Source organism: Streptomyces sp. NPDC102279, from assembly GCF_044766365.1.
Lineage (GTDB): Bacteria > Actinomycetota > Actinomycetes > Streptomycetales > Streptomycetaceae > Streptomyces.
In genome coordinates this window covers 261891-288272 of the sequence record NZ_JBIWLU010000010.1, presented here as the reverse complement: position 1 = coordinate 288272, position 26382 = coordinate 261891, and the positions used below count along the sequence as shown (strand labels likewise).

Annotated in this window: 20 protein-coding genes; 4 read left to right on the top strand and 16 right to left on the bottom strand. The window is 72.2% G+C overall.

Annotation, left to right across the window (positions count from 1 at the left end; translation table 11 throughout):
• Positions 1-173 precede the first annotated feature (173 nt).
• Positions 174-563, bottom strand: coding sequence for a cell division protein SepF (locus tag ACIRQH_RS26560; protein ID WP_358818466.1), 390 nt, complete (start codon positions 561-563; stop codon positions 174-176).
• A gap of 269 nt (positions 564-832) precedes the next feature.
• On the opposite strand from ACIRQH_RS26560, the gene ACIRQH_RS26555 reads away from it, so the two are divergent.
• The gene (locus tag ACIRQH_RS26555; protein ID WP_388867459.1) at positions 833-1612 is read left to right on the top strand and encodes an SDR family NAD(P)-dependent oxidoreductase; all 780 of its coding nucleotides are present in this window, start codon (positions 833-835) and stop codon (positions 1610-1612) included.
• A gap of 243 nt (positions 1613-1855) precedes the next feature.
• On the opposite strand, the gene ACIRQH_RS26550 is transcribed toward ACIRQH_RS26555, so the two are convergent.
• The 12 genes from ACIRQH_RS26550 to ACIRQH_RS26495 all read right to left on the bottom strand — a co-directional run bounded on the left by ACIRQH_RS26550 (position 1856) and on the right by ACIRQH_RS26495 (position 16462).
• Positions 1856-3124, bottom strand: coding sequence for a DUF2201 family putative metallopeptidase (locus ACIRQH_RS26550; protein ID WP_388867462.1), 1269 nt, complete (start codon positions 3122-3124; stop codon positions 1856-1858).
• Positions 3121-4395 (bottom strand): AAA family ATPase, encoded by a 1275-nt coding sequence (locus ACIRQH_RS26545; RefSeq protein ID WP_388867466.1) that lies wholly within the window; start codon positions 4393-4395, stop codon positions 3121-3123. Before ACIRQH_RS26545 ends, ACIRQH_RS26550 begins: the two co-directional genes overlap by 4 nt.
• 172 nt (positions 4396-4567) lie before the next feature.
• Positions 4568-6352 (bottom strand): hypothetical protein, encoded by a 1785-nt coding sequence (locus tag ACIRQH_RS26540; RefSeq protein WP_388867469.1) that lies wholly within the window; start codon positions 6350-6352, stop codon positions 4568-4570.
• Between the two features lie 89 nt (positions 6353-6441).
• Positions 6442-7767 carry a hypothetical protein gene (locus ACIRQH_RS26535; protein WP_388867472.1) on the bottom strand — a complete coding sequence of 442 codons (1326 nt, stop codon included), beginning with the start codon at positions 7765-7767 and terminating at the stop codon, positions 6442-6444.
• Positions 7768-8007: 240 nt separating this feature from the next.
• Entirely contained in the window at positions 8008-8589 is a 582-nt protein-coding gene (locus ACIRQH_RS26530; RefSeq protein WP_358818470.1) for a hypothetical protein, read from the bottom strand.
• A gap of 207 nt (positions 8590-8796) precedes the next feature.
• A complete protein-coding gene (locus ACIRQH_RS26525) occupies positions 8797-9861 on the bottom strand; it encodes an LLM class flavin-dependent oxidoreductase (protein WP_358818471.1) in 1065 nt (354 codons plus the stop codon).
• Positions 9861-10385 carry an SRPBCC family protein gene (locus tag ACIRQH_RS26520; protein ID WP_388867476.1) on the bottom strand — a complete coding sequence of 175 codons (525 nt, stop codon included), beginning with the start codon at positions 10383-10385 and terminating at the stop codon, positions 9861-9863. The genes ACIRQH_RS26525 and ACIRQH_RS26520 overlap by 1 nt, the downstream gene beginning before the upstream one ends.
• 194 nt (positions 10386-10579) lie before the next feature.
• Positions 10580-11077: a winged helix-turn-helix transcriptional regulator gene (locus ACIRQH_RS26515; protein WP_404227115.1), complete on the bottom strand. Its 498-nt coding sequence runs from the start codon at positions 11075-11077 to the stop codon at positions 10580-10582.
• Positions 11078-11163: 86 nt separating this feature from the next.
• Positions 11164-12630, bottom strand: a complete 1467-nt coding sequence (locus ACIRQH_RS26510; RefSeq protein WP_404227114.1) for a WGR domain-containing protein — start codon at positions 12628-12630, stop codon at positions 11164-11166.
• A gap of 205 nt (positions 12631-12835) precedes the next feature.
• Complete coding sequence (locus tag ACIRQH_RS26505) at positions 12836-13477, bottom strand: superoxide dismutase (protein WP_388867486.1); 642 nt, start codon at positions 13475-13477, stop codon at positions 12836-12838.
• Positions 13478-13878: 401 nt separating this feature from the next.
• Positions 13879-15387 carry a glycoside hydrolase family 71 protein gene (locus ACIRQH_RS26500; protein ID WP_388867489.1) on the bottom strand — a complete coding sequence of 503 codons (1509 nt, stop codon included), beginning with the start codon at positions 15385-15387 and terminating at the stop codon, positions 13879-13881.
• Positions 15388-15502: 115 nt separating this feature from the next.
• On the bottom strand, positions 15503-16462 hold the full coding sequence (locus ACIRQH_RS26495; protein WP_358818477.1) for an LCP family protein: 960 nt from the start codon (positions 16460-16462) through the stop codon (positions 15503-15505).
• Between the two features lie 554 nt (positions 16463-17016).
• Here ACIRQH_RS26495 and ACIRQH_RS26490 point away from each other — a divergent pair.
• Positions 17017-18420, top strand: a complete 1404-nt coding sequence (locus tag ACIRQH_RS26490) for an exopolysaccharide biosynthesis polyprenyl glycosylphosphotransferase (RefSeq protein WP_358818478.1) — start codon at positions 17017-17019, stop codon at positions 18418-18420.
• A gap of 71 nt (positions 18421-18491) precedes the next feature.
• Here ACIRQH_RS26490 and ACIRQH_RS26485 read toward each other — a convergent pair whose 3' ends face one another.
• Complete coding sequence (locus tag ACIRQH_RS26485; RefSeq protein ID WP_388867495.1) at positions 18492-19436, bottom strand: GDP-L-fucose synthase family protein; 945 nt, start codon at positions 19434-19436, stop codon at positions 18492-18494.
• Between the two features lie 152 nt (positions 19437-19588).
• On the opposite strand from ACIRQH_RS26485, the gene gmd reads away from it, so the two are divergent.
• Both gmd and ACIRQH_RS26475 read left to right on the top strand, forming a co-directional pair.
• On the top strand, positions 19589-20602 hold the full coding sequence (gmd, locus tag ACIRQH_RS26480; RefSeq protein WP_358818480.1) for a GDP-mannose 4,6-dehydratase: 1014 nt from the start codon (positions 19589-19591) through the stop codon (positions 20600-20602).
• 256 nt (positions 20603-20858) lie between these two features.
• Positions 20859-23582, top strand: coding sequence for a DNRLRE domain-containing protein (locus ACIRQH_RS26475; protein ID WP_404227113.1), 2724 nt, complete (start codon positions 20859-20861; stop codon positions 23580-23582).
• 111 nt (positions 23583-23693) lie between these two features.
• Here the strand turns inward: ACIRQH_RS26475 and ACIRQH_RS26470 are convergent, their stop codons facing one another.
• Entirely contained in the window at positions 23694-24962 is a 1269-nt protein-coding gene (locus tag ACIRQH_RS26470; RefSeq protein ID WP_388866566.1) for an MFS transporter, read from the bottom strand.
• Positions 24963-25410: 448 nt separating this feature from the next.
• Complete coding sequence (gene meaB, locus ACIRQH_RS26465) at positions 25411-26367, bottom strand: methylmalonyl Co-A mutase-associated GTPase MeaB (protein ID WP_358819446.1); 957 nt, start codon at positions 26365-26367, stop codon at positions 25411-25413.
• Between the last annotated feature and the right edge of the window lie 15 nt (positions 26368-26382).

Below are 26382 nucleotides of genomic sequence, written 5' to 3'. Positions count from 1 at the left end.
GTGGGGCGGGTTCACCGGACCGCCGGCCCCGTTCGCCCGGGCCTGGGGTGAGTTCACCACGGTCGCGGGGTGAACCCGCAGAGGGCAGGGGGCGGCACCCGGTCACGGTGCCGGTCGCCGGTCCCCCGTCGCGGATACCGTGGGGCACCGTCGCACGGCCCGGCGGCGCGGCGTCAGACCCCGGGGACCCCCGCCTCCTTCATCAGTCCGCGCACCTCGGTTCCCGGCGGGGTCAGCAGGAACACGTTCCGGTCGACGCGGTGCATGCCGCTCGCGAGGCCGAACACCACGCCCGTACTGAAGTCGAGGACCCGCTTGGCGACTTCGCTCTCCGCGCCGGTCAGGTCGAGGAGGACCGGGATGCCGGCCATGAGGGTCTCGGCCACGTCGCGGGCGTCCGCGAAGACGTTGACCCTGAGGACCACGAAGCGGCGCCGCGCCTCCGTCGGCGCCTCGGGGATCGACCGGTGTCCGACCGAGGAGGGCCAGGCGTCCCGGCCACGCAACGGAACGACCTGGGCGAGCCCTCTCCACTGTTCATCGGTGACGTCGTGGCTGTTCATCGATCCACCCCGTCCTGGCTCGCACTCGTAGTCTGCACCGGGCAATTCTTACGCATGGTCACCCGTTCGGCCCAACAGCGACACGGTCCGCGACCCGGTTCACGCGTTCCGCGCCTGTTCCTCCGGCGCCGTGCCTCTGTTCGTCGGAGGCGCTCCGTGCTGGAATACCCCGTCGCCGCAAGGCCGTTCGCGGACGGGCGGCGTCCGGCACCGTGCCGGGAGCAGCGAGGTCGTGAAAATCAAACATCGCCGAACCCCTGGGGACCGTGATGGCCGGGACATCGGATTTCTCGCAGCGCAAGGGTGTCGCGTTCGTCGCGGGCGGCACCGGGGGCATCGGCTCGGCGATCGTGCGGACGCTCGCCGAGCGGGGCAGCGACGTGGTGTTCACGTACCGCTCGAGCCGGGCGGCGGCGGACGCACTCACCGAGGAGGTCGCCGGACTCGGGTGCCGGGTCCGGCCCTTGCGGCTCGATCTGACGGAGGAACGGGCCGTGGCCGCCGCCGTGTCCGAGACCGCCGTCACGCTCGGTGGTCTGCACACCCTCGTCCACGCGGCGGGACCACACGTTCCCATGGTGCATCTGAGCCGGGTCGCGCCGAGCGAGTACCGCGCCCAACTCGACGCCGAGGCAGGGGCGTTCTTCAACCTCGTACACCCCGCGCTACCCCTGTTGCGGGAGAGCCGGGGCAGTGTCGTCGCGGTCACCACGGTGGCCACGCGCCGGTTTCCCGTCCGCGACGGACTCTCCTCGGGCACCAAGGGCGCCGTCGAGGCGGTCGCCCGCGCGCTCGCCGCCGAGGAGGGCCGCTACGGCGTCCGCGTCAACTGCGTCGCCCCCGGCATGCTGACCGACGGCATCGCCGCCCGTCTGATCAGCTCCGGCGAACTCGACGACGCCGCGCTGGAGATCACCCGCCGCAACATCCCCCTGCGCCGCTTCGGCACCGCCACCGACATCGCCGAAGCGGTCGCTTTCCTGGCCTCGGACCGCGCGGGCTTCATCACCGGCCAGGCGCTGGGGGTGGACGGGGGGTACAGCGTGTAGGGAGTGCCGTGGAGACCGGCCCGGGAGGCACTGACGTCGTTCACGCCCGTCGGGCAAAGCCCCCGGCAGGTGGGGGGGCGACCGGGGGCGCCGGGCAACACCCTTAGCGAGTGCGGGCGTCGATCGAAGGCGCCGGGCAAGGCGCCCAGCGGGTGCGGGTGTCGACCGTGGCTGGTGGGCAAGGTCTCCGACGGGTGCCTCGATCGGCCTCACGCGTCGGGTCCGCCCCCGCGTTCTCGGCGCTCACCTGTCCGCCCCCGTCGTCGTGCCGATCTCGACCACGCGGGCCCAGGCCGGAGGCGCGTCCGGGACGTAGTGGGGGTCGTCCTCGTCCCAGGAGCCGTCACCCCCGTACCGGGAGAAGAGGCCCACGACCGTGCGGCACGGTGGGCGCGCGTCCGGCCACGGGGTCTGTCCGTCGGTCAGGACCACGACGACGTCGGGACGGGGCCGGGCCCGGAGCGCGGCGGCGAACCCGGAGCGCAGGTCCGTGCCCCCACCGCCCGTCAGCGAGATCCCCTCGGCACGGCACAGCGGGTGGGCCACCCGGGCCGCCGCGTCGCAGGCCGCCACGGTCACGAGGTCGCGACGGCCGCCCACGGCACGGGAGATGGCGGACACCTCCAGGAGCGCGCTGCCCAGTTCCGCGTCACTGACCGAGCCGGAGGTGTCGATGACCACGAAGACCCGAGGCGGTCTGCGGCGCAGGCTCGGCAGCACGACGCCGGGCAGACTGGCCGCGCGCCGCGACGGGCGGCCGTACGTGTAGTCCTCGCCCGAGCCGGGCCCCGACGCGGCGGAGCGGACCGCCGCACCCAGCAGCTCCCGCCAGGGCTGCGGCGGATGGAAGGCCTCCTCCGCCCACCGCTTCCAGCCCCGGGGAGCGCGGCCGGGGCGGGCGTTGATGCCCTGTGCGACCCGGAAGCGGACGGCGTCGCGCTCCTGCTCGCTGAGCCCGTGTGCCCCGTCCGGCCCCAGGTCCCAGTCCCGTTCGCCCCCGTCGGCTCCGCTGCCGCAGTCCAGCCAGGCCAGGCTCTGGGTGCGCGGCCCGAGCCGGAACCGGGTCAGGTACTCCTCCATCAACTCGCCCGGCGGCAGGTGCAGGAACTGCGGCGTGACGGCTCCCTCGGGCCGGACCAGCCCCTCGCCGAACGCGTCGTCGTTGATCTCGCAGTCCGCGGCGATGTTCATCCGCAGCCGCTCCCCAGGGCCGGTCAGGCCGCGTTCGCGGGCCACGCGGTCGCTGCGGCCGTGGTGGTCGCGCAGCAGGTGGGACACCTCGTGCACCCAGACGCCGGCCAGGTCCTCGACGGGCGTACGGTCCACGAAGCCCGGCGAGACGTAGCAACGCCAGTGCCGGTCGACGGCCATCGTGGGGACCTGCCGCGACTCGACGGTGTGCAGGGCGAACAGTGCCGTCGCGAGGTAGGGGCGGGCCCGCGCGGCGTGCAGGCGGGCGGCGAAGAGCTTGTCGAGGTCCAGGGCCCCTCCCGTCGGGCCGGACGCCGTCATCGGCCCACCGCCCTGACGCCGGACGCGGCGCGGGCCGCCGCGTCGTCCGCGCGCCGGGACAGGGTCACCGCTCCGGCGAGCCGCTCGATGGCGGCGGGCACGTCCCAGTCCTGCTCGCGCAGCGACGCGAGCGTGGTCGCGGGGACGACCACGAGGTCCGGTGCGCCGGTGTCGAGCGCCCGGACGAGCAGGGCCCAGGCGGCGTCCCAGCGGGCCTTGTCCGGCCGTTCACGGACCGCGGCGACCACCCCGTCGAGAACGGCCTGGCGCAGATCACCCCGCTCGGGGAGTTCCGCGCTCCCCGGGTCGGCGAGCAGTGTCTCCGGGTCCGGCAGGTCCATCCGGTCCAGGCAGGCGAGGAGTTCGAGTCCTGGACCGTCGCCCACGGCGCCCCGGACGAGCAGGGACAGCACCTCGCGGGAGGAGCCGGCGGCGGTCGCGAAGGCGATCAGGCGCAGGGTCGTCTCCCAGCTCCGCGGCGAGGGCCACGCACCGCCCCGCCGGGTCTCGCCGCTGGGCAGCCGGTGGACGAGTCCGGGGCGGGCGGTGAGCAGGGCGCACACCGCGCGCCGGGCGAAGTCGACGGCCTCGCGCAGTCTCCGCGGGTCCAGGCGCGGCAGGGTCGCCCGTGGCCACGTGCCGCCGAGGCCCCGGACGACGACCTCGTGGTCGTGGGTCCACTGGAGGTGGACGAACCGGTTGGCCAGCGGCGGGCTCAGCTCCCAGCCGTCGGCCGCGGAGGACCGCGGGTTGGCGGCGGCCACGATCCGTACGCCGGGCGGCAGTTGGAGCGCGCCGATCCGCCGCTCAAGGACCAGCCGGAGCAGGGCGGCCTGCACGGCGGGGGGCGCCGTGGACAGTTCGTCGAGGAAGAGCAGCCCCCGCCCCGCCCGTACGAGACGGACCGCCCAGTCCGGCGGAGCCATCGGGACGCCCTGTTCGGCGGGGTTGTCGCCGAGGACGGGCAGCCCGGCGAAGTCGGACGGTTCGTGGACGCTGGCGATCACCGTGGTCAGCGGCAGGTCCAGGGTCTCGGCGAGCTGGGTCAGCGCCGCGGTCTTGCCGATCCCCGGCTCGCCCCACAGCAGGACGGGCAGGTCGGCGGCGACGGAGAGGGTCAGTGCCTCCAACTGTGTGTCGGTGCGCGGTTCGGTCCCCGTGTCACGGAGGAGGGACAACAGCGTCTCCGCGACGTCGAGTTGGGTCGGGCCCGCCGGATCGGCCGGGTCGGAGAGGAGGTCGGCTTCCAGGAACGGCATGTGTGTGGGCATGTCTGATCACCTTGGGGTTCGTGGCGGATCGCCCGACGGCGGACCGGGCCGAGAGGCGCGGCCGACCGCTGTGCGGCGAGAGTTGGGTGGTCTTCGGGCTGTGCTCGCGGGCCGGTTGGGCACGGGTGACGGGCGGTGGCGTCGCGGAGCGGACTCCGCGAACGGGGTCTGGTTAACGGCCTGTTGTGTCGCGAGGGTGGGACCGGTGGTCACGGGGCCGCGCGAACCCCGGTTGGATACGGCCGGGGCCGGGACCGGTCAGGCCCGCCCTGAACAGTCCGTAGGTGATCCGGCGCTCGGCGGCCGCCAGGAGCTCGTCCCGCAACGCCCCGCCGCGCAGCACCGCGTCGGGGCCCAGCAGGCCCTCGACGACGGCCAGCGCGCCGGCGGTGTCGCCGTGGTGGAGGCGTTCACGGACCCCGGACAGACAGTGCGGACGCCGGTGCGCCTCGTCGATGGCCTGGAGGCAGGGCAGGGGGGTGCCGGTCAGCGCGACCAGCAGTTCCTCGCGCCGGATCTCGGCCCGGTCGTGATCCAGCGGTTGCAGGACGCCGTCGACCAGGCCGATCCGGTGCCGGTCGCCCCGGCACTCCACGATCCGGAGGCGGGCCGCCGGGTCGGGGGTCCGGGGGACGGCCACCGGGGTGTGCCCGGGTACGAGGGCCGCCGCGACCAGCGGATGCAGTCGCTCGGCATCGATCGCGCCGGTGCGGAGCAGGTGCAGGTCGGGCAGCACCCAGGTCGCCGCGTCGGGCAGGACCGGCAGCGGGGAGACGCCGCCCTTCGGCGCCGTTCCGATCCGCAGGCCGGGTGGTCCCTGCCGGGCCGGCGCCGGGGGCGTGTCCCTGTCCGCGCCCGAGCCCGTGTCCGGGTTCGGGTTCGGGTTCGGGTTCGGGTTCGGGTTCGGGTTCGGGTTCGGGTTCGGGTGGAGGGCCAAGTCCACGTCCAGGAGCAGCCGGTACCGGGATCCGAGTCGTACGGCGACCGGTCCGGTCGTCCGGCCCTCGGCACGCAGCAGGATCGCCGCCTCGGCCGCCCACCGGTCCACGGCACACCCGAGTTCCGCGGGCACGAGCCCGAGCGGATCGAGGTCCGTCGGCCGGGCAACGGCTGAGGAGACGTCGTCGCCGGCCCGGAACCAGAGGCCTTCGGCCCCGGACGGGAACCACGCTCCGTCGGGACCTGCCGGGGACCGAGGTTCTCCAGCGGGGGAGAACGGCGACCAGGGCGCGTCGCCATCGACACGGGACCGGGACCCGGGCCGTGACCGGAGCCCGGATCGCTCATCGTCGGTACCGGATCCGAGACCCGGCCCGGCGACTGCGGCCGCGATCCGAAGGCCGTCGGCGCCGGACCGGACCCGCAACTCGTCGGTCCTGCGCGCGTCCCAGAGGTGCCGGTGCAGGTCGAGACGGTAGCGTCGGCCGGGCCGGGCGTGGGGATGCCGGCGTGCTCCGTCGTCGAAGCACGGGCCGCGGGAACCGCCGTTCGGCGCCTGCCACAGCGCGAGGCTGATCCGCTGGCCGCCGTCGGCCCAGGCCGGTGGCGTGCGGACCACGAGGTGCAGCGGATGGACGGGGCCGGGCGCGGCCCGGTCGGAACGTACGGGCGTGCCGCCCTCGGGCGCGGCCCGGTCGTAGCGTGCCAGCGTCATGGTGATGCCGGGGCGCAGCAGTCCGTCGGGGCCGACGCGGGGCATGTGCCAGCGCAGCAGGTCGGGCGCCAAGTGGCGTAGGTCCGAGCGGACTTGGGATGCGAGGTCACGGCCGTGGGTCCGGGCCAGGGAGCGGAGGTCGAGGTCGGTGTCGACGCCCGCCGCGGCACACGCCCCCGCCCAGTCTCCGGATTGGCGGCGGGCGGTCGCGGTCTCGATCATGGAGGGCGGCACGGCGAAGTCCCGCACGCGCGGCCAGAAGGAAGCGAGGAGAGAGTCCTCGTACGCGGTCCGAGTGAGCATCAGCACTCACCTTGCGCGGACGGGGCCTCCGATCTGTCAGCGGAGTGGGTTGTCATCGCCGGGAGCATAGCCCGCTGCTCGGAGGGCTGTCAGGTGATTTCGACCGGGCCCCCACCGGCCACCGGTCCCCCCGCGGTGCCGGTGGTGTCGGTGCCGCCGGTCAGGTGCGGGGCCCCCTCGTCGTCCAGGTACTCGACCACGGCGAGCACCAGCAGGGCCACCACGGCGATCCAGACGGTGACGGCGGCCGTGGGGTAGTTCCAGATGAGCAGGGTGACGGCGGCGACCGCGACGACCGTCCAGTTGAGCCACGTCTTGGCCCGGTGCACCCAGGTCCCGACCCGTCCCAGATCGAAGCCCACCGCGTTGCGCACGGCGCCGATGCCGTCCCGCCAGGCGGCAAGGACCCGCGTGGCGGCCCGGCCGCTGCCGGTCAGCCAGGCGGCGAGGGCGACGACGATGCCGAGGGTGATCACCATGCGTACCGTCGTCCGCAGGAAGCGCACGAGGGTGTCGAAGACCGAGCCCGCGGCGGGCTGGGAGACCCCCGAGGGCAGGCCGTCGAGATAGATCCCCCGGAAGATCCAGAGCGCGATGCCGAGGACGGCTGCTCCCGCGGCCACCGCGAGTGCCGCCGTGACGAGGGCGCGGCGCCTGCGGATGGCGAGGAGCACACCGCCGGCCGCGAGGACCAGGGTGAGCACCGGCAGCCAGAACCCGACGATCTGCAGGAGCCGGTAGAGCTTCTTGGCCTTGCCGATGGACTCGGAGGTCATGACCGTGAAGTCGGTGTGCACCTCGGGGATCTTCGCGGCGATGCCGAGTCCCCTGTCGACGAGGGCCTGCTTGACGCGGTCGACGACGGGGGCGAGGTCGATGACGACGGCATCGTTGGTGAGTTTGACGGCCCCGCCACCCTTTCCGGTGAGCGCCTTGTCGACGGAGGCGTGGGCCGTCCTGTTGAGTTCGGTCCACAGGGTGGCGAACGCGTCGCTGCTGACGAACTTGTCCGCCGTGCTGTGCACGAAGTCGGTGAGGCCGCTGGTGATCGGACCGCTCAGCGGGCCGAGGGCCTTGGTCAGGCGGGGCCGGTCGGCGGGGGCGACGGAGGTGAGCAGCGACTCGATGTCGACGTGCTGCATGACGGCCTTCGTCACCCGGTCGGCGACGGCCTCCTGGACGTCGGGGTCGGAGGCGAGCGGCTTCATGGTGGACACGTAGCGGTCGGTGTCTCCGATCAGGTCGCTCGACCAGGCCGCCACGGCGCTGAGCGGGGTGAGCACGGCGGCGACGAGGATCAGCAGGACCGCGAAGAACGGCCGCACCCAGTGCCGCTGGCCTGTCGGGCGCCGCCGCTCCAGTTCCGCGACCCGGGCCCGCAGCTCGGCGATCTCCCGGGCGTCGTCGCCGTTCACGCCGCCTCCGCGGGGCCGGCCGCGGGACACGGCTGCCGTCGCGCGGACCGTTGACCGGCGTGTGTCCGGTCCATCAGGTCGTCCATGGCGCTCTCGTTCCGCTCGGTCCGCTGGGTGGTGTACGACGGCTACGCCGGCCCCTCCCCCGGCGCCGGATCGGCCACCGGGCTGAAGGGCCTCGTGGGTGCGGGTGCGTCACACCGCTGCCGTCACGTCGGGACGGCCGGAGCGGGGGACGGTTCAGCGCGGCTGCGGCTGTCGCGGGGACTGCGACGGTGACTGCGGCCGGGACGGCGACGGATGCCCGTGGGGCCGGTAGGCGGCGAGCGCCCAGATCACGAAGACGTCGATCGCGATCATGATCACGGACCAGATCGGCGCGTACGGCAGGAACATGAAGTGGAAGAGCATGCTCACCGCCGCCAGCGCGATACCGGTGACGCGGGCCCACGCGGCGCCCTTCAGGATGCCCGCACCGACGACGGCGGCGATCACGCCGACGACCAGCAGGATCCATCCCCAGCCGGTGAGGTTGATGCGGTACACGTAGTCGTCGACGCGTGTGTACACATCGTCCTTGGCGATCGCGGAGATGCCCTGGAGGATGTTGAGGACGCCGTTCACCAGCAGGAGCACACCCGCGAAGGTGACGCCGCCGGCCACCCAGGCGCCGTCACCCGACGGCGGCGGCCCGAGACCTCCGCCGGCGGGCGCCGCTCCGGACCACTGGTCTCCCCACAGCGGCATGTCGCCGCCGCTCGGCTGCGATCCCGTGCCGCCACCGGGCGGCGGGGTCGGGGGCTGCGAAGCGTCCTGGCTCATGCTCGACCACCTCGATGCGCTGTCGGCCGCTGGCCGTCCCCGGTGCGGGAGGCATCGGGGAATTCGAGCCTCCGCCGCCGTTCCCCGCCCCGCCAGAGGGCTGCCGCCGATCGGGTGACGGTACGACGACGGGCCTGCCGCCGACGGCAGGCCCGCACCCCCCGCTCCTCACACTCCGCTCCCCGCCCCTCGCCCTCGCCCCTCGCCTCAGGTGGCGTCCGCCTCGGCGTTCTGCCGGGTGACGAGGTCCAGTGCCCGCCCCAGCGTGGCGAGCCGGGCGTCGAGGGTCTCGCCGGCGGGGTAGAGACGGACGGTGTCGACGCCCGCGGCACGCCACACGCGGAGCCGCTCGCGGACCATGTCCTCGGTGCCGATCAGGGTCGTGCCGAGCACCATCTCGTCGGTCACGAGTCCCGCGGCGCCGTCCCGGTCGCCGGCCTGCCAGCGCTCGTGGACCTCGGCGGCGATGTCCGCCCAGCCCTGCCTGCTGTACGCGGCGTTGTAGAAGTTGGTGGTGGCGGAGCCCATCCCGCCCAGGCTGAAGGCGAGTTCCTTCTTCCGTCCCGCCACCATGGTGCGCAGCGTGTCCTCGTCCTCGGCGAACGCCACTTCGGCGCCCTGGCAGATGTCGAGGTCGGAGCGGGTCCGGCCCGCCGCCGCGAGACCCGCGTCCAGGTGGTCGAAGTACGCCTCCTTGGCCCCCTCGGGCACGAAACTGGTGCCCAGCCAGCCGTCGGCGATCTCACCCGTCAGCCGCAGCATCTTGGGCGAGAGGGTGGCGAGGTAGACGGGCAGGTCGTGTTCGGCGCGCATCGACAGCCGCATGGGGCGTGCCTCGCCACCCGGCAGCGGGATCGTGAACTCCCGTCCCTGGTGGTCGATCCTGTCCCCCGCCACGGCCTGCCGGACGATCTCCACGGTCTCCCGCATCCGGGTCAGCGGGCGCGCGAACGGCACGCCGTGCAGGCCCTCGATCACCTGGGGCCCGGACGGTCCGAGGCCGAGGAGGAACCGTCCGCCGGAGATGTTGGAGAGGGTGATCGCGGCGCGGGCGATGGCGGACGGGGTGCGGGTGCCGAGCTGGATGATGCCGGAGCCGAGCAGGATCCGCTCGGTCCGTGCCGCCAAGTAGCCGATGGGGGACGGCGCTTCGGAGCCCCAGGCCTCCGCGACCCAGCAGATGTCCATCCCCAGCTTCTCGGCCTCGACCACGAAGTCGACGGTCTCCCGCCAGTCGCCGCCGGACGCCTCGATCGTCGTGGAGGTACGCATCACACGCCCTCCCCTTCCGCGTCCTCCGCGCGCTCCCGGATCGCCTCGACGGTGCCCGTCATGCTCCGCTCGAACTCCCGCAGCCGCACGAACACGATCTTCTGCTCCTTGTCCGGCATCCGGTCGATCGCGTGGCAGAGGCCCGAACGGCCGGGCCCCATCCGCATCCACTGGGTCAGCTCGGTGCCGCCGTCCTTCTCCTCCAGGCCGAACCGCCAGACGGAGCTGGGATGTTCGGGGTCCTGCACCGCCCAGGCGAACGTGCGGTACGGATCGCACCGCACGATGTACGAGGTGGTCTCCCACTCCCCCAGCGACTCGTGCCGGCTGCGCCCCACGAACCGGGCACCGACCGAAGGGCCCGTCGCGTCGTCGAGCCACCGCACCGACTGGAGCTCTGCGCTCAGTTCCGGCATGAGCCCGATGTCGGAGACCAGCTCCCACACCCGCGGCGGTGGGGCGTCGATCCGTGTCCGCACCTCGACCGTCGGCTGGTCCGCGTAGCGCGCGCCCGTCCACTCCATGAGTTGCCCGGCCTTCCTCTCAGGTTCAGGAAATCTGCCCCAACAGGGCTCTGAGCTTGAGAGTTGCGTAGATGAACTGACCTGTCAAGGAAATCCGCCTCCGGCGCGCGGGCCGGGGGCGGCGGGGAAGAGGCACGTCGGGCGGGGAAGCGCACCGGGCTCGCGGTCGGTGAAGCGTCCGGTGAAGCGGACTCTCAGCCGGTGAAGCGGCTGCGGATGTCGGGCCGTTCCGCCAGGTGCGGCGGGTAGCCGGGGCCGAGGCGTGGCCGGGTGTCCTCAGCCGTCATCGGCTCCCCGCAGTCGGCGCACACCACGGCCGCCTCGCTCTCGTGCCCGCAGCGGTCGTGGTGGAAGACGACGGGCGGTCCCTGCTCACCGCTGAGCCAGCGGTTGCCCCAGCTGTTCATGGCGGCCAGTACCCCGAAGAAGTCGCGGCCCATCTCGGTGAGCACGTAGTCGTGGCGCACCGGCTCCGTCTGATAGGCCCGCTTCTCCATGAGCCCCTCGTCGACGAGCCGGCGGAGCCGGTCGGTCAGCGTGTTGCGCGCGATGCCCAGCTCCTGCTGGAACGCGTCGAACCGCTTGATCCCGTAGAAGGCCTCCCGCAGCACCAGTGGAGTCCACCAGTCGCCGAGGAGGTCCATCGTGCGCGCGATGGAACACGGCCAGTTCGCAAAAGAAGTCCGCCTCACGCATCCAGCATACGAGGGTCCAGGAAAAGGACCCAGCAGCTCGCACGGGGTGAATCGCGGCGAGGCACCGGATCCGCCTCCCCTCCTCACACGAGGCGCCTGATCTCTCCGCGCACCCGGTAGAAGCCGCCCACGGAGGAGTGCAGCGCGTCCACCACATAGCGAGCGCCGGGCTCGCGTATCGCCCGCGGGAACTGGACCTTCCAGGCGGTTTCGTACCCCTCCGAGACCACGTGGACCCGCACGCGTCCGCCCTCCTGGACGCATTCGACGAGTACGCCGTCCCCCGGCGCGGGGAGGACGCTGACCGTGGCGACGGACGCTGCGGTCGTCAGCGGTGCGTAGGTAGGCAGCGCCGCCGCCAGCTTGACGTCCGCCGCGACCGGGACGGTGCCGGACTCGGCGGCCCGGATGGCGCTCTCCGTCGCGTCGACGCAGGCGAGCGAACCGTCCGTGGAGACGATGTACAGCCGCTCGTCGCGGTATTGCATGGACAGCGCGGAGCCGCCACCGGTGCCGAGCTTCCACAGCCGGGTGCCGTCGGCCGTGAAGCAGTAGACGGAGGAGGCCGAGTCGCCCGCGAACACGTACTGGCCGCCGGGGGAAGTGGCGCACGAGTAGACGGGAGCGTCACAGAGATACGTGGCCTCGACCCGGCCGGTGGACTTGGCGAGCCGCTGGACCTGCCGCCGTCCGGTCCCCGCGTAGACCGCGTTCTCCTCCTGCCAGCCGAACAGCACGTTGCCGCCGGTGTCGGTGTGCCAGAGCAGGCCCGCGCCGTCCGCGGCGTACGCCGTCACCCCGCGGCTGTGCCCGTGGTACACGGCGTGGTCGTCGGCGCGCACCATCCAGGCGTGGTCACCTCCGGAGTTGCGCGACCACTGGAGCTCGTCCTCGTGGTCGATGACCGTCAGCCCGCCCCTGCGGTCGGACACGCTGAGCACGCCCGCGTGGATGTCCAGCCAGAAGATGTCGACCTCGGCCGCTATCTCGTAGGCCGCGAACGGCATCTTCGAGGAGAGGTCGTACACCCGGCCGTCGTCGCAGCCGGCGTAGATCCAGAAGTCGTCCGCCACCAAGCACTTGACGCCGTCGGGCAGTGAGTAGTGCGCGAGCACCTCGCCGGCGTGGCTCAGGGTGTACCCGTCGCCTTGCTGGTTGCCGACCCAGCAGCGGTCCTCGTCGACGTGGATACCGAACGCCGAGGCTCCCGTACGGAACCGCCACAGCACCGGTGCCGTGGCACGGGCCGTGGAAGGCGCCGACGTCACCTGCCGGCGCGTCACCGAACGCGCAGCGCGCTGTCCCTGGACCGCGGGCGCGTACCCCTTGCGGACCTTCTCCGCTATCTTCTTCGCCGCCGCGGCCCGGGCCTTGTCGGCGGTGGGGAAGCTGAAGGTCTGGCGCTGGCCGTCCACACCGATCCGGCCGTACCGCACGGAGACGGTGGTCTGCTCGACCGTCACCTCGTAGAACTTGTGGGCACCGCCGCTGTCCTGGGACAGCTCCAGATACGTCGTGTTCCCCGTCTCCCGCGCCTGCGCAGCGGACACAGCACACCCCTCCCCAAAGGCCCGGCCGGCCCACACGGGCCGTCTTCCAGTGACTCCAAACTAGAGGTCACCACTGACAACGGCGCCGAAGCGCGAACGGCCGAGGGGCTCCCCGGGTACCAACCCGGGGAGCCCCTCGATGGGCCACCAGCCGCGCGAACGGCGAGAAGACGATCACGTGCGGGACGCCGGTTCGCCCGCGGCGTCAGGGCGTGAGCAGCAGGCTGTCGCCGCGCTCCTTGGCCGCGGCGTAACGCCGGGCCACGTCCTGCCAGTTGACGACGGCCCACATGGCGTCGATGAAGTCGACCTTCTGGTTCTTGTACTGGAGGTAGAAGGCGTGCTCCCAGGCGTCGAAGACCAGGATCGGGGTCGAGCCCTGCCCGACATTGCCTTGGTGGTCGTAGACCTGCTCGACGATCAGGCGGCCACTCAGCGGCTCGTAGGCGAGGACGCCCCAGCCGGAACCCTGCGTGGTCGCGGCGGCCTTGGTGAGCTGCGCCTTGAAGCCGGCGAAGGAGCCGAAGGACTCGGTGATCGCGTCCGCGAGGTCGCCCACGCCGTCCGCGGCCAGCGGCTCGCCGCCGCCGTCGCCCGTCATGTTGTGCCAGTAGATGCTGTGCAGGATGTGCCCGGAGAGATGGAAGGCCAGGCTTTTCTCCAGGCCGTTGATGGACCCCCACGCCTCCTTGTCCCGCGCCTCCGCGAGCTGCTCCAGCGTGTCGTTCGCGCCCTTGACGTACGCCGCGTGGTGCTTGTCGTGGTGCAGCTCGACGATCTGGGGATTGATCACCGGTTCGAGCGCCGCGTAGTCGTAGGGAAGCTCCGGGAGCGAGTACACCGCCATGTCCAACATCCTCCGCCATAATTGCAATCAATGTGCAGTTGCACGCTAACAGCAAGAGAGGACCCAATGCAGGAGGGGCGCCGCTCGGGCATGCGGTGACGTCGGCCGTGGACGAGCACGCGCGCTTCGGCGGCGCCCTACGCGAGATCGCCACCGGGCCCGGCCCGCCTCGCCGCGTTCCGGCTGGCGGTCCGTCAGGCGCTGGACGACGTGGGGCTGCGACTGGCCGACGCTGGCGCCGTGGCCGTCGCCACGGTCGGGCCTGCCGGGCCGCGGGTCCGGCAGCCTGCCGTCAGTTCGTGTCAGTTCGGCTCGGCGGGCGCCGCCTGAGCGCTCCCGGCGGACCTGCGCCCGCGTGGATGAACCGCCTCAACCGCCTTACCGGGCGGGGGCGGAGAAGGTCAGCGCCCGCTCGACACTCCGTAGTACTGCAGGTCCTGCACGGTCGCCGTGCGCCGGGCGGGGTAGCGGGTCGTGACGGCTGCCGCGGTGTCGCCCGTGCGGCGGGCGATGACCTGGGTACGGCCCGGACTCAGCGGCAGGGCATGCGCGTTGACGCCGACCGGAGCCTGATAGGCGTGCGGCACGGAGCCCACGCGTGCGGACACGGAGGCGGGCGCGGTCAGGAAGGTGAGCAGCTCCACCTGGTCGCGCGGGCTCGCCGTGCCCGCGCGGGGCCGCATCAGCCGGGCCTGCTGGACGGCACCGCCGCCGGTGAACTGGACGCGGGAGGTGACGTACACGGTGTCGCGCACGATCCTCGGCCACGCGCCGGTCTTGAAGCGCGTGAGGTAGTACGAGGAGATGTCCAGGTACGTGTGGCCGTTGTGCAGCGAGGGCGCGAACTGGCTGCCCTCGGAGTAGTCGTTCCAGGTGGTGAGCTGCACCCAGTCCGCGCCGTCGGAGATCGCGTGGTTCCAGGTGGACCGCAGGGTGGCGGTGTTGCCGGCCTCGTCGTAGACGCCCTGGTTTGGCCGGGCGTCCTGCACGGACACGGCCTGCATCCACTTCTTGCCGAGCGAGTGGGCGAGCCGGACGTCACCGGGGACGTTGTCCTGTCGGGCGTAACTGCGGTTGCCCCAGGACGAGAAGGCGTGGCTGATGGGCGCGAAGCGCTCGGCGTTGGCGCGGAAGTTCAGGAAGACCGGGACGAGCGCGGTACGGACGCCGTGTTGGCGCAGCCGCGCGGTGACCTGGTTCCACCAGGCGGGGTCCTGGGCCTCGGCCTTGAACGGGGAGACCACGAGACGTCCGTCGGCCAGGCGGTACGCGGCGGGTGACGCCGCCAGCTCCGCCAACTGGTCGGCGAGCGTGCGCGGATCGGTGTGCAGGGAGGTCATGTCCGGCATGAGCACGATCCGGAAACCGGGGTCGACGCGGTGCGCGGCGCGCAGCAGCAGGTCGACCCGCTCGCGGTGGGGACCGGTCAGGGAGAGGAGGTCGACGGTGAAGCCGTCGATCCCGGCGTCCCGGGCGGTCCTCACCTCCCGTTCCAGGTTGGCGAGTTGCCAGTCACCGGTGGACGGGGTCACGGGTTCGGGCCGGTCGCGCAGCAGTCCGCCGTAGGCCGCGTGCTTGCCCTGTTCGCCCTGGGGTGTCAGGTAGTTGCGGGTGTAGTAGTCCCGGGACGCGGGCTGGTTGTCTAGGGAGAGCGGGTACGGCGTGAAGTAGTGCGCGAAGACCAGGTGGGGACTTGACCGCAGCACGTCGGCGGAGGGCTGGTCGAAGGGCAGCGCCGTGGCGTTCGCCCGCTCGGCGGAGGACGCGCTGCCCTGCCGGTCGAGGGCCAGTCCCGTGCCGGCGACGACTCCGATGAGAAGCAGGCCGAACAGGGCACCGAGCGCGGTGCGCCGCCGCCTCCCGGGAGACCTCCGGTGCTGGCGCGTTGGACGTGCGGGCTGATCCGTCATGGGTGTCCTCCGCGGACGCCGATGGGCCACCGGGGGCGAACTCTACTGCACGGCAGGCCTGTTGGGTGACAGAACGTCACCCAAGAGGCAACCGTGCGTGATCATCGCCGTGCGGTCAGGACGTCGTGGCACCGAGCCGGTCGACGTCGTGGGACTGGAGGTAGACGTCGAGGGCGTCCTCGCGCATCGCCCGCCACAGATCGGCGCCGGAGGTCGGGTCGAGAAGGACCACCGACTGGCCGGAGATGGTGTCGGTCCCCTTGGCCGGGGCGTTCATGAAGACCATGTTCCCGGGGCGGACCTTCTTGTTGTCCCAGAGCAGGTCGCGCAGGTCGCCGTCGCCGAGCCGGTCGTCGACGCTCACCGCGGCGGTGAGGTCGTCCAGCACCTCGCCGGCCTTGACCGGGTTCTTGAACGTGGACGGTTGCATGACCTTCGACAACAGCGTGCGCAGGAAGTACTGCTGACGGTGCGTCCGGTCGAAGTCGCCGCGGGCGAGGTGGTGCCGCTCGCGTACATAGGTCAGGGCCTGCGTGCCGTTCATGTGGCGGCTCGCGCCGTCCACGACGAGGTTCACGCCGCCCACGGAGTCGGTGAGCTTCTTGAACCCGTCCCAGTCGATGACCGCGAGATGGTCGACGCGCACCTTGGTGAGCCGCTGGACGGTGTCGATGAGGAGCGGCGGCCCGCCCCAGGAGAAGGAGGCGTTGAGCTTCGCCTTGCCGTGTCCTGGGATGTTCACCCACGCGTCCCGGGGCAGCGAGACGACGTACGCGCCGGAGTGGTCGGCCGGAAGGTGGACCAGCATCATCGTGTCGCTGCGCTGGGCCCCGTACTTCCACTCGGGCGCCTTGGCGTCACGGCCGGTGGTCGGCAGGTCGGAGCGGCTGTCGACACCGACGAGCAGGAAGGTCTGTCCGCCGTCGGAGGCGGCAGGCTGGGCCGCGGCGGGCACCTTCGGGAAGACCCCGGAGATGCGGTCGACCTTTCCGGTGTAGTGGTCGACGGCCCACCAGGCGACTCCGCCCATCAGCAACAGGGCCACCCCGAACAGCACGAGCGCCCCGAGGAGCACCCGTCGCGTACGGCTCCTGCGGCGCCGTGGACGCGCCGGAGGGGCGTCGACTCCCTTTGCCTGACCGTCTTCCGCCCGACCGTCCTCGTTCACCGGGTCGGATACATCCGAGCCCGTTCTGCCCAACTCGTCAGCCCGGTCCGCCGCTGCGTCCCGGCCCGTCACATCGGCCTCGGCCGTGTCCCTGTCCCCCACCACGTACCCCCCACCTCGCCCCGGCGCGGCCCCTTCCGCACCGGGCGCACACTGTAGCCAGCGCTTTCGACGATCGTACGGGTTTCCGGAAGTCCGGCGTCACGCAAGATCAACGGGCGGACCCGGGGCGCCATTTCGTACAGCTCGGCACTTCTCGGTGACGTTCACGTAAACGCTCACATGCGCACACAAGTTTGCCGTACTGTTCACCATCGTGCCGCATGTTCGACGAATAGGTGTTCGCGACATCCGGCGACTCGTGCAGCTGAATGTGCCTGGGGGGGTACATGTGGGATGTTCAGGCCACTGAATCCGACAGATCACGCAAAGCGCGCTCACGGGCGCGCTCATCACTTTGGATGGGACGCAAGTCCCGTTGGTATCTTCCCGCGTCGCTGATCACTGATCTCGTCGGCGCGGGCGTACCGGTCACCGTCATGTTCTCCACCGCGCGCCAGCCGTGGCCCGTGCCGAGCGGCATCATCGCCGGACTCGCCTGGGCGGGAGTCCAGTTGTTCCGCTCGCGGTACGCGGCGCGGACCATCGGGGAGAGCCGGGGCACCCTGCCCGTTCTTCACGACTGGTTCATCCTGCTGGGCGTGCTCGCGGTGGTGCACGCCTCGGCCGGGATCCGGCTGCGGGCACCGCTGTGCCTGGCGGCGTTGCTGCCGGCCCTGCTGCTCACCCTGTTGTGCCGCAAGGCGGTTCACCGTCACCTCGCCGCGGTGCGCCGCAACGCCCAGGCGGTGATCAAGGTCCTGGTGGTGGGCGAGGCCGCCGCGGCGGACGATGTCACCGCCCATCTCGCCTCGCGCACGGACCATCCGTACGTGGCGGTGGGTGCCGTGCCGGTGGGCTCGGGCCCGTTCGCCTCAGGCGTCAGGACCGGGGAACGCCTCGCCGCCACCGCACCGGAGGCATCGGCGGAGGACGCCAACCTGGTGATCAGCGCGGTGCACCGGCTCGGCGCCGACCTGGTGCTGGTCGTGCCCGGCGCCGCGACCTCCGGGGAGCGGCTGCGGCGGCTGTCCTGGGGGCTGCACGACGCCGGCATCGAACTGTTCGTCGCGCCCGGCCTGGTGGAGGTCTCCGTCAAGCGCCTGGAGACCGGATCGGCGGGCGGCATGTCACTGCTGCGCGTCGCCCCGCCCGTACGGGAGGGCATGCAGCCGCTGCTCAAGGAGGTGCTGGACCGGAGCACGGCTCTGGCGGGGCTGCTCGCGCTCGCCCCGGTGCTCCTGCTGGTCGCGATCGCGGTGAAGCTGTCCTCGCGGGGGCCGGTCCTCTACCTCCACGAGCGCATCGGCCGGTCCGGCCGACCCTTCGTGATGTGGAAGTTCCGCAGCATGCGGGTCGGCTCCGACCGGCTGAAGGCCGAACTGGCCGAGGAGAACGACAACGACGGACTGATGTTCAAGATGCGCCGGGACCCGCGGGTGACCCGGGTCGGCCACTGGCTGCGGCGCACCTCGCTGGACGAACTGCCCCAGCTCGTCAACGTTCTCAAGGGTGACATGTCCCTGGTGGGTCCACGTCCTCCGCTCGCGGACGAGGTGGCGCACTACACCCCCGTCGAGTGGCGGCGGCTCAGCGTTCGGCCGGGTATGACCGGCCTGTGGCAGATCAGCGGACGCTCGGACCTGTCCTGGGACGAAACGGTTCAGCTGGATCTCAGCTATGTCGACAACTGGTCCTTCACCAGCGATGTCGACGTCATGGCCCGCACGTTCCGCGCCGTCGTCGACGGCCGCGGGGCGTACTGAGAGGGCCGCCCGTGAGAGCACAGTTCCCCGGCGCGCGTCGCGCGCCGGGGTCCGTCGGCCCGTCGGGCCCGTCAGCCGTCGAGGCCGCCGCGCCAGTGGGCGTAGGTGGCGGCGATGCCGTCGCGCAGCGGGATCGCCGGCTTCCAGCCGAGGTCCGCGAGCCGGGAGATGTCGAGCAGCTTGCGCGGGGTGCCGTCGGGGCGCGTGGTGTCCCAGCCCGTCCTGCCGGTGAAGCCGGTGACCTCGGCCACCGTCGCGGCCAGTTCGCGGATGGTGAGGTCGTTGCCGCAGCCGACGTTCACCGGCTCGTCGCCGTCGTAGGAGCGCAGCAGCAGGGCGCAGGCGGCGGCGAGATCGTCCACGTGCAGGAACTCCCTGCGCGGGGAGCCGCTGCCCCACAGGGTGACCTCGTCACGCCCCTCGGCCGCGGCCTCGTGGAAGCGGCGGATCAGGGCGGGCAGGACGTGCGAGGTCTCCAGGTCGAAGTTGTCGCCGGGTCCGTAGAGATTGGTCGGCATGGCGCTGATGTAGGACGCGCCGTACTGGCGCCGGTAGGACTGCACCTGGACGATGCCCGCGATCTTCGCGAGGGCGTAGGCCTCGTTGGTGGGTTCCAGCGGCCCGGTCAGCAGGGCGTCCTCGCTGATCGGCTGGGGGGCGTGCTTGGGGTAGATGCACGACGACCCCAGGAAGAGCAGGCGGCCCACACCGGCGGCGTGGGAGCCGGCTATCACGCTGAGCTGGATCTGGAGGTTCTCCTCCAGGAACTGCACCGGCTGGGTGCTGTTGGCCATGATCCCGCCGACCTTCGCGGCGGCGAGCACCACGGCGTCGGGGCGCAGGTCGGCCAGTTCGGCCGCGGTGCGCGCGGCGTCGCGCAGGTCCAGTTCGGCGCGGGTACGGGTGAGCACCTCGTGCCCGTCGGCGGCGAGCCGGCGGGCCACGGCGGAACCCACCAGGCCACGGTGGCCGGCGACGAAGACACGGGCGCGTTCGGGCAGGAGCGATGCGGTCATATGCCGGATCATGCCAGGCGCCGCGCGGCTGGATCGCCCGTACCGGCAACTCTGCCGAAATTTCCTGTAGTTCATGACATGCGACCCGCGCACCGCGGGCGCACGGACCGGACCGGCCCTCTGGGCGGGTCCGGCAGGGAGGGGAACACCGCATGACCAAGACCGCGCTGATCACCGGCGTGACCGGGCAGGACGGCTCGTACCTGGCGGAGCTTCTGCTGGCGAAGGGATACCGGGTACACGGCCTGGTGAGGCGGTCGTCCAGCTTCAACACCGAGCGGATCGACCACATCTACCAGGGCCCCCAGGAGGCCGAGCGGCACTTCGTGCTGCACCACGCCGACCTCTCCGACGGGGTGGCGCTGGTGAACCTGCTGCGCGAGATACAGCCGGACGAGGTGTACAACCTGGGCGCGCAGTCGCATGTGCGGGTCTCGTTCGACGCGCCGCTCTACACCGGTGACGTGACCGGTCTGGGTGCGCTGCGGCTGCTGGAGGCCATCCGGGCGAGCGGGGTCGAGACCCGCATCTACCAGGCCTCGTCCTCGGAGATGTTCGGCTCGACGCCGCCCCCGCAGAACGAGGACACCCCCTTCCACCCGCGCAGCCCGTACGGCGCCGCGAAGGTCTTCGCGTACTGGACCACGGTCAACTACCGCGAGGCCTACGGGATGTTCGCGGTCAACGGCATCCTGTTCAACCACGAGTCCCCGCGCCGCGGCGAGACCTTCGTGACCCGGAAGATCACCCGTGCCGTCGCCCGTATCAAGGCCGGCCTCCAGGACCGCCTGTACCTGGGCAACCTCGACGCGGTGCGCGACTGGGGGTACGCGCCCGAGTACGTCGAGGCGATGTGGCGGATGCTCCAGCACGACGAGGCCACGGACTATGTGGTCGCCACCGGAGTCCCCGCCACGGTGCGGCAGTTCGTGGAGACGGCGTTCACCCATGCCGGGCTCGACTGGAACGAGCACGTGCGCTACGACCCCAAGTACGAGCGTCCCAGCGAGGTCGACGCGCTGATCGGTGACGCGTCCAAGGCCCGGAAGCTGCTCGGCTGGAAGCCCACCGTCCTGGTCGAGGAGCTATCGCGGATCATGGTCGACGCCGATGTGCAGCAGGTGGAGAAGGAGCTCGCGGGCGCCGTCGTGCGCATCGACCGCTGAGGCGGGCCACCCGCGAAGGAAGCCGGCCACCTGCGACAAGGAGGCCGCGCGCGTCCGGTGGGCATGCGGGGAGTCACGGGAACGCCGTGAACACCTTGAAATTTCCTACCAGATGAGTCAAGTGCGTTCCATGACGTGTCATGTACTCGTATGGTTCGCGAGCAAACAGTTCATGCGGCCCGTGCGGATCAGGGGAAACGCCGCCGGGCACGCCGAGGCAATGGGTCCGCAAGCGGGCCCGGAAGCCGGGGGGTTCATGCACAGATCCAGAGGGCTCAGCGCCGCCCTTGTCCTTTCCACAGCGGCAGGCCTGGGCCTGGTGGCCATGCCGCAACCGGCCGCAGCGCTCACCGCGCCGGTCGCCTTCACCGCCGACGACCTGCCGACCTGGCAGACCAACGGCATCGTGTGGGCGCTGGCGGAGGCGGGCGGCACCGTGTTCGCAGGCGGCACCTTCTCGCAGGTGCGTCCGCCCGAGGGGGGCAGCGGCACGGCGCAGAACGCGGTGAACTTCGTCGCACTGAACGCGGCGACCGGCAACCCGACGTCCTGCAACCTGTCCTTCACGATCGGAAGCGGCAGCGCGACGGTCCGTGCGCTCGCCGTCTCGCCCGACAAGAAGACGCTGTACGCGGGCGGTTACTTCGGGGCGGTCAACGGCACGCCGGTCAGCAGCCTCGCCGCGATCGACGTCGCCACCTGCACGCCCAAGGCGAACTTCCACCCGAGCGTCTCCGCCACCGTGCGGACGCTCGCGGTCACGAACGACACCGTGTACCTGGGCGGCGACTTCACCTCGGTCGGTGGCAGCGCGCACGCGCGGTACGCGGCGGTCGACGCCACCAGCGGCGCCGTCAAGCCCTTCCAGGCCGACGTCGACGAGCCCGGCCGGGCCGTCGCGGTCACCCCGGACGGCAACGACGTGATCCTCGGCGGTGACTTCTTCACCGTCAACGGCTCGAACTCGCACGCCCTGGCGGTCGTCGACTCCGGCACGGGCGCCAACGTCCGCACCTACCCGGGATTCATCGAGAACAACTCGGTGGTCAAGGCGCTCGACACGGACGCCACCGGCTTCTACACCGGCAACGAGGGCACCGGCGGCGGCGTCTTCGACGGCCGTATCGCGCTGGACCTGTCCACCCTGAACCAGCGCTGGCGCGACACCTGCCTGGGCGCCACCCAGGCCGTCAAGTCGTACCAGGACGTCGTGTACAGCGCCTCGCACGCGCACGACTGCTCCAGCGTCGGGGAGTACCCCGACGGGCGCCGTCACCACCTGCTCGCGGAGCCGACCTCCGGCACCAACAAGCTGGGCTGGTTCCCGGACACCAACGACGGTCTCGGCGAGGGCATCGGCCCGCGCGCCATGGCGATATCCGAGACCTCCGACAACAAGTACATGTGGGTCGGCGGCGAGTTCACCACCGTCAACGGCTCGGCGGCCCAGGGCCTGACGCGCTTCGCGGCGACCCCGGACGTCGGCGCGCCGACGGTGCCGTCGGCGAGCGCGGAGTCGGTCAAGCCGACCGAGGCGCACGTCCGCTGGCGGGCGAGCCTCGACACGGACGACACCAAGCTGACGTACAAGGTCTACCGCAACGGCGGTTCCACGCCGGTGTACACGGTCGACGGCGACTCCGTGGAGTGGTCGCGCCCGCAGCTGTCGTTCACCGACACCAACGTCACGGCCGGCTCCACCTACAGCTACCGGGTGACCGCGACCGACGGAGCGGGCAACGCCTCCGCGCTGTCCGCCACGGCCTCGGTGACGGTGCCCACCTCCGCCCAGAAGTACCCGGCGAAGGTGCTCGACGACGGCGCCAACCTGTACTGGCGCTATGACGAGTCCGCCACTCCGTTCGTCGGCGACACCTCGCCGGGCGACCAGAGCGGCATCCACGTCAACGGGCCCTCGCTGCGCCAGACTCCGGCCGCCGTGACCGGTCCGTCCACCGCCATCGGGTTCAACGGCACGGACCAGATCGTCTACAGCGACAAGCGCACCACGGTGCCGAGTCAGTACTCGATCGAGACCTGGTTCAAGACGACCACGACCAGTGGCGGCAAGCTCGTCGGCTTCGGCGACAACACCACGCGGGCCAGCGGTAATTACGACAAGCACGTCTACATGCGCAACGACGGCCGGCTGGTCTTCGGCGTGTGGACGGGCTCGGCCCGCACCATCACCTCGTCCAACGGTTACAACGACGGCTCCTGGCACCACGTCGTCGCCTCCCAGGGTTCCTCCGGGATGGCGCTGTACGTGGACGGCAGCCAGGTCGGCACGCTCGCCGAGTCCAACAGCCAGCCCTACAGCGGCTACTGGCACGTCGGTGGCGACAACCTCAACGGGTGGCCGAACCAGCCTTCCAGCAACTACTTCGCCGGGCAGATCGACGAGACCGCGATCTACCCGTCGGTGCTGAGCGCGGCCCAGGTGCAGAGCCACTACACCTTGGCCACGGCCCCGGCCGACAGCGTGCAGAGCGTCCGCGCGGCGGACGACACGTACGTCAACGCCGGTGCCGCGAGCACCAACTACGGCACCTCCACCTCGCTGGCGGTACGCGGCAGCGCGGCGTACGAGACGTACCTGCGCTTCGACCTGCCGGCGGCGCCGGCCGGAACCGTGCTCAAGAGCGCGCGCCTCGCCGTGAAGACGACCACGCTGTCCACCGCGGGCAGCACGGACGACTTCGCCGTACGGCCGGTGACCGGAAGCTGGACGGAGGCGGGAACCACCTTCACCTCCAAGCCCGCCCTTTCCTCGACCTCGGTCGGCACCCTCAGCGGGGCCACCGACCTGTCGACGGTCTACTCGGCGACACTCGACACCTCGGCGCTCTCCCCCGCTCTGGGGGGCAGCTACGGACTGGCGCTCACGAGCACCGGGACGGACGCGCTGTGGGTGTGGTCCAGTGAGGCGTCGGCCGCGGAGAACACCCCGCAGCTGGTGCTGACCTTCGGGGCGCCGTAACCCTCACGGCGTCCCCGTGGGCGGGGGGGGGGGGGGGGGGGGGCGCCCCCCCCCCCCCCCCCCCCCCCCCCCCCGGCCCTGCTGTCCTGCGCCCGCCGAGCGCCCGACCGGTCAGACGCGGCTGGGCTCGGCGTCCTCCGGGGTGACCTCCCGTCCGGCCGCGGACGCCCTGGGAGCTGAGGATGCCGTGGGTGCGGTGCGCAGGGAGACGAGCGCCGCCGCCAGGGACACCGCTCCCGAGATCGCGAAGCACCAGCCCAGGGACATCTGGCCCACCAGCAGGCCCACTCCGGCCGCGCCACCCGAACTGCCCGCGTTCACCGCGGTGTTGACCCACGCGCCCGCCTGGGTACGGAAGCCGGGCGGGGCGGCCGCGTCCGCGACCAGGTAGGACGTCGTGAGGGCCGGCGCGACGAAGAAGCCCGCACAGGCCACGGCCGCGGTCAGGGTCCCGAGGCCCGGGGCGAGGGCGGCGGCGAGGAGCGCGAGGCCCAGACCGCCCGCCGTCAGGGGCAGTCGTGCGCCCGGGGACAGGCGCCAGTCGACGGCGCCGTTGAGCAGGCCGCCCAGCGCGCTGCCCAGGGACAGGGCGGCGAGCACCCACGCCACGGTGTCGGTGCGGTGGTGGTGCTGTTCGACGAACGCCATGACCAGGAGGTCGACGGCGCCCAGGGACAGGCCGACGCCGAGCGCGACGACGACGGGCCGGGCGAGGGCGCGTCCGACCGGCCTGCGCCGCCCCGAATGCGCCGCCTTCCCCGTGGCCGGACGGACCCCGGCGACGGCCGGGGACAGGACGAACGCGAGGGTTCCCGACCAGACCAGCAGGGCGCTCAGCGCGACCGCCGCGGCGGGCGGCGCCCACTGCACGACCGCGCCGACGAGCAGCGGCCCGGAGACGAAGAGGATCTCCTCCAGGACGCCGTCGAGGCTGTACGCGCGCTGCAACAGCTTCTCGTCGGGGACCAGCTGGCTCCACACGGTGCGCATCGTGGGGCCGAGGGGCGGGGTGCAGGTGCCCGCGGCCACGGCCAGCGCGCCGATGGCGAGGGCCGGTGCGCCGGGCCGCCAGGCGGTCACCGCGAAGGCGGTGAGCAGGCCCGCGTAGAGCGAGGCCATGGGGATCAGGGCGCGGCGGGCGCCGTGCCGGTCGATCAGGGCCGCCCGGGCGGGCGACAGGAACACGCTCGCCGCGCCGAACAGGGCCATGACGGTGCCGGCCACGGCGTACGAGCCGGTGGCGTGCGTGGTGGTGAGCATCATGGCCAGCGAGACGAGGCCGTACGAGAGGCGGCCGGTCAGGGCGGCGGCGAAGGTGCGGCGGGCGTGGGGGATGCGCAGGAGCGCGGCGTACGAAGGCCGCGGGGATGACCCGGACATGGGTGTGGTTCCTCAACTGCGAGACGGGAAAGGGGACGCCGGAGTGCCGCGACGCCGGCCTCGGTGCTGCCGGTGCGTCGCGGGCCTGGACGGGCCCTATGCCAAGAGGAGGAACATGCGGCCAACGTAACAGCGGGCGCGGGGAGTCGGCCAGGGGATTCCCGGCCGCGCCGCATCACGGAGGGCGTGCCGGCGCGGAACCGCCTCGGGGCGGCCGGGTCCGGCATCGGAACCGGGTCTCCCCCCGTGATCGTGGCCGGGCAGCACGCAGGGCGCTCAGCGACCGCGGCCGGACGTCGGGGCAGGCTCCCCCGCGTCACCGCCGGAATGGCGGCCGGACCCTCGCGGCGCAGCGGCCCGGCGTCGGCACGTCCGCCCCCGACGTCGGGAGGCAGAGAACGGGCCGTCCCGTCGGGCGGGCGCGAACAACCCGCTCCAAGGGGGTCGTTCAGCTCTCCGTGAGGCCCTCGACGAGGGAGTCCGCCGCGCGGTAGGGGTCCAGTTCGCCGGCCACGATGCGTTCGGCGAGGGCGCTGAGGCGGCGGTCTCCGTGCAGGTCGCCGATGCGTCGGCGCAGGGTCGTCACGGCGATCGTCTCGACCTCCTGGGACGCCCGGGCCAGCCGGCGTTCGGCGAGGACGCCGTGCTCCTCCATCCACGCCCGGTGCTTCTCCAGCGCCTCGACGACCTCGTCGATGCCCTCGGAGCGGGCGGCGACCGTCTTGACGATCGGGGGGCGCCAGTCGCCCGGGCCGCGGGACTCGCCGAGGCTGAGCATGTGGTTCAGTTCGCGGGCGGTGGCGTCGGCGCCGTCGCGGTCGGCCTTGTTGACGACGTACACGTCGCCGATCTCCAGGATTCCGGCCTTGGCGGCCTGGATGCCGTCGCCCATGCCGGGGGCCAGCATGACGACCGAGGTGTCGGCCTGGCGCGCGATCTCGACCTCCGACTGGCCGACGCCGACGGTCTCCACGAGGACCACGTCGCAGCCCGCCGCGTCGAGGACCCGGATCGCCTGCGGCGCCGCCCAGGCGAGTCCGCCGAGGTGGCCGCGGGTCGCCATGGAGCGGATGTAGACGCCCGGGTCGGAGGAGTGGTCGGACATGCGGACGCGGTCGCCGAGGAGCGCGCCGCCGGAGAACGGCGAGGACGGGTCGACGGCGAGGACGCCGACCCGCTTGCCCTGCCGCCGGTAGGCGGTCACCAGCGCCGACGTCGAGGTGGACTTGCCGACGCCGGGTGACCCGGTGAGCCCCACCACGTAGGCGTTGCCCGTCAGCGGGGCCAGGGCCGCCATGACCTCACGGAGCTGCGGTGCCGCCCCCTCCACCAGGGAGATCAGCCGGGCCACCGCCCGCGGTCGCCCTTCTCTGGCTTGGGACACCAGCGAGGAGACGTCCTGCATCACAGCTCCGTTCAC

Coding starts and splice junctions, on each gene's coding strand:
- ACIRQH_RS26560 (WP_358818466.1), bottom strand. CDS start 563: ATGAACAGCCACGACGTCACCGATGAACAGTGGAGAGGGCTCGCCCAG.
- ACIRQH_RS26555 (WP_388867459.1), top strand. CDS start 833: ATGGCCGGGACATCGGATTTCTCGCAGCGCAAGGGTGTCGCGTTCGTC.
- ACIRQH_RS26550 (WP_388867462.1), bottom strand. CDS start 3,124: ATGACGGCGTCCGGCCCGACGGGAGGGGCCCTGGACCTCGACAAGCTC.
- ACIRQH_RS26545 (WP_388867466.1), bottom strand. CDS start 4,395: ATGCCCACACACATGCCGTTCCTGGAAGCCGACCTCCTCTCCGACCCG.
- ACIRQH_RS26540 (WP_388867469.1), bottom strand. CDS start 6,352: ATGCTCACTCGGACCGCGTACGAGGACTCTCTCCTCGCTTCCTTCTGG.
- ACIRQH_RS26530 (WP_358818470.1), bottom strand. CDS start 8,589: ATGAGCCAGGACGCTTCGCAGCCCCCGACCCCGCCGCCCGGTGGCGGC.
- ACIRQH_RS26525 (WP_358818471.1), bottom strand. CDS start 9,861: ATGCGTACCTCCACGACGATCGAGGCGTCCGGCGGCGACTGGCGGGAG.
- ACIRQH_RS26520 (WP_388867476.1), bottom strand. CDS start 10,385: ATGGAGTGGACGGGCGCGCGCTACGCGGACCAGCCGACGGTCGAGGTG.
- ACIRQH_RS26505 (WP_388867486.1), bottom strand. CDS start 13,477: ATGGCGGTGTACTCGCTCCCGGAGCTTCCCTACGACTACGCGGCGCTC.
- ACIRQH_RS26500 (WP_388867489.1), bottom strand. CDS start 15,387: ATGACGGATCAGCCCGCACGTCCAACGCGCCAGCACCGGAGGTCTCCC.
- ACIRQH_RS26490 (WP_358818478.1), top strand. CDS start 17,017: ATGGGACGCAAGTCCCGTTGGTATCTTCCCGCGTCGCTGATCACTGAT.
- ACIRQH_RS26485 (WP_388867495.1), bottom strand. CDS start 19,436: ATGACCGCATCGCTCCTGCCCGAACGCGCCCGTGTCTTCGTCGCCGGC.
- gmd (WP_358818480.1), top strand. CDS start 19,589: ATGACCAAGACCGCGCTGATCACCGGCGTGACCGGGCAGGACGGCTCG.
- ACIRQH_RS26475 (WP_404227113.1), top strand. CDS start 20,859: ATGCACAGATCCAGAGGGCTCAGCGCCGCCCTTGTCCTTTCCACAGCG.
- ACIRQH_RS26470 (WP_388866566.1), bottom strand. CDS start 24,962: ATGTCCGGGTCATCCCCGCGGCCTTCGTACGCCGCGCTCCTGCGCATC.
- meaB (WP_358819446.1), bottom strand. CDS start 26,367: ATGCAGGACGTCTCCTCGCTGGTGTCCCAAGCCAGAGAAGGGCGACCG.